At 31.3% G+C, this 3,160-nt stretch carries 2 protein-coding genes and 1 pseudogene; 2 read left to right on the top strand and 1 reads right to left on the bottom strand.

Annotation, left to right across the window (positions count from 1 at the left end; all coding sequences use genetic code 11):
• Both KHW44_RS07850 and KHW44_RS07845 read left to right on the top strand, forming a co-directional pair.
• Positions 1–231, top strand: a pseudogene (locus KHW44_RS07850) (type II/IV secretion system protein); the annotation flags it as partial.
• On the top strand, positions 221–1,312 hold the full coding sequence (locus tag KHW44_RS07845) for a type II secretion system F family protein (RefSeq protein ID WP_304068085.1): 1,092 nt from the start codon (positions 221–223) through the stop codon (positions 1,310–1,312). The pseudogene KHW44_RS07850 and the gene KHW44_RS07845, both read left to right, overlap by 11 nt.
• A gap of 240 nt (positions 1,313–1,552) precedes the next feature.
• Here the strand turns inward: KHW44_RS07845 and KHW44_RS07840 are convergent.
• A partial coding sequence (locus KHW44_RS07840) for an insulinase family protein (RefSeq protein ID WP_304068082.1) occupies positions 1,553–3,160 on the bottom strand: 1,608 nt, incomplete at its 5' end.

Here is a 3,160-nt window from a genome sequence, read left to right as displayed (position 1 = left end):
GGAAATTGCGATGAATGTAGTTCTGGTTACGAGGGAAGAATGGCTGTCATGCAAATACTAAAAATCGACGATGATTTGAGAAGTTTAATCAAAAAAGATATGAACTTGAAATCTTTGAAAAATTACGGTGAAGAAAATAAAATAGACAGTTTGTTCAAAAAAGCTTTGATACAAGTAGCACTTGGCAATACTTCATTTGACGAAGCAATGAGGTTGTACAATGAAGATTGACAGTTTATTAAAAGAAGATAGCATCTTAAAAAAAGAAATAAATCTCAAAGTATCGAAGAAAAAACTGTTTTTGTTTTTGAGACAGTTTTCAATTCTTCTGAACGCTAAGATTCCAATCATCGAAATCGTAAATCTACTTAAAGAACAAAAAGAATTCAAACAACTTAAACCGAGCTTGGACAAAGTTTCCGAGAATTTGAATAATGGAATGAGCGTGTCGGAAAGTTTTGCAAATGACAAAAACTTCGATATGTTTTTTACATCAATGATGAAATTAGGAGAAGAAAGTGGGAAGCTCGACAAAGTAGTCTACGATTTGAGCAAATACTATGAGAGAACTTACGATATCAACAAAAAAGTTCAAAACGCTATGATTTATCCTATAATTCTCACTGTTACGGGAATTGTAATGCTGATATTTATGCTCAAAAACGTCATTCCAACATTCGTGGATTTGTTTGAAAGCTCTGACATGGTGCTGCCACTGTCTACAAGAATTTTAATTTCAGTATCAAATGCAATTAACGAGAACGGATTATTAATACTCATTATTTTACTTTTAATAACAGCAGGAGGTATTATAGCTTATCGAAGAACAAAATTTGGATATTATCTGGATAAATTCAAAACGACCAAATCAATTTTTGGTAAACAAAGAAAAATTATAATCTCCTCAGAAATTGCGAGGAGTTTGAGCATAACTCACAAAAATTCCATGACGATTTTGGATGGACTCATCATAATTCAAAAATCCATGAAAAACAAATACTACAAACAACAACTTTCCGATATTTTCAAAGAAATAGAATCCGGAGAGTTTACACTTGAAGAAGCATTTAATAAAAGAAACATCACTCCGCAAGTGTTCAACTCCATGCTAAAAGTTGCAGAAAATACTGGAGAATTGGGAGATATTTTCGAAAAATTATCAGAATTCTACGACGGAGAAGTGGAATATGCAATCAAATCATTCATTAGCATATTAGAGCCAATGCTTATAATCTTCATGGCAATAATCGTAGGATTTATCGTAATATCTATTACCATTCCTATGTTTGATGTTATAAATTCGTTTAATTAAAAAACTGTGGTATAACATATTAACGATCATGCACGAATATCTAGACTACAAAAATTGTTGATTTCTAAATCTTAAAATCTTAAAATCGTAAGCACGCTTCGCTTACGCGGTACGAAAGTCAATTTTTTCCGTATGATATTCTTAGCATGAGCGTTGAATATTTTATTAAAAAAGCATTGAATATTATCATCAAAAAAATAGGGCTGTTGTCACAGTCCTATTTTTTCGTTAGTGGATATTTTATTCTACATTGATTATTTTGTCGAAAAGATTTGCATCTTCGTCGATTTTTGTGTCGTTACCTACAACTACTAAGTGGTTTTCTTTCATTGCTTTTTTGATTATTTCAGCAAATTGTTTCAAATCATCCACAGTTGTGTGTAGCATATTTTCAAGATAATTTTCATAATCTTCTATCGTTCTTCCCGACAAATACATGTTAATCGAACGACTTCCTTTTGTGAATGTAGTCATTGGTGGGTTGAATTGGTTCACAGTTCCAATGATGAATTGTTTCATTTCTTTTTCATCAAAGCTCATGTTTTCAACAAATTTATCGATTTGATCGTAGATGTCGATTGTGTTTTTGATGTTAGGATCTCTGTAGGAATACACATATAATATTCCATTTAAGCTTACGCTCATTCCAACTCCGTAGGCACCGCCTTTTGCTCTGACTTCGTTGTACAAGAATGAAGTGTTCAATATATTTGTCAACACAGTTATTTTGGAATTGTATTCAAACCCGTATTTTTTCAAATCGGCTGATTTTACAACGTAATTAACATTTGAAGAAGTCTTGTAAGCTTCTTTTAATTTGAAGAATTTTGTCGGAGAAGATTTGATGTCGATTTTTTCTGTGTGCATTTTAGAAATCAATGATTTTTGCAATTTATCGAAGAATTTATTTGCGGATTCTTGTTCGTTGATTATGCTTACAATCATATCGTTTGAATTTACGATTTTTTCGTAGTAATCTTTTAATTTATTCAAAGTGATGTCTGCTTTTTCATCGAAATCATTCAACACGTCGCACAATTTTTCGTAGTAGCTAATTCCTGAACATTCATCTTCCAACACGCTTTTTTCTGAGAATGATGCCATAGAACGTGTCAATGCGAATTGGTTTCCAGCTTCAAGTATTCTTGTTTTGTATTCTTGTTTTAGGTTTTGAAGGATATTTTTGAATCTATTTTTTTCTTCAAATTTCACATTAAACAAGTATTCTTCCAATATTTTAATACATTCGTCTTCTGTTTTTTCTATTGTTTTGAAACTAAACACAAATTTGGATTTTAAATCTTGACCGTTTTTTGTATTGTTCAAATGAATAGCAGTGAATATTCCACCTGAGGCAAGATATGTTTGAGTGTATAATTTTTTGTAATCGTAATTTGTAGTGTCGCTTAGTCCGATATAATCAGATAGAAGTGACAAATAGAAGTAATCTTTTTGCGAGAACTTCGACAAATCAAACATAAATGATGCGTAGTGAATGTTTGATGTGAATAGATTTGGATTTAAGAATGTGTAGTTGTCGATTTTCTTTTCGATTCTTTCTACATCTTCAAGTTTTGCGTCAATATCGGAAAGCTCCAATGTTGGAATAGTGTCTTTTTGTTCTTTTGTGTCTTCTTCTGATTGGAATTGTTCCAAGTTTTTGTTCAAATCTACTAATTCATTCAATTCTTCATCGGACAAGCTTTCCTTGTATTGTTTTAATTTTTCCTTCACTTCGTTATCTTTTTTCAAATTAAGACCTGGTGTTGCTTTCAATGATAGAATCAATTTGAAGTTGTTGTTCAATAATTTTTCTTCGATGAATTTTTCGTAGTAATCTGTATCGAT

The organism is Finegoldia magna (genome assembly GCF_018371055.1).
GTDB lineage: Bacteria > Bacillota > Clostridia > Tissierellales > Peptoniphilaceae > Finegoldia > Finegoldia magna_I.
This window is presented reverse-complemented; position numbering and strand designations above follow the sequence as displayed.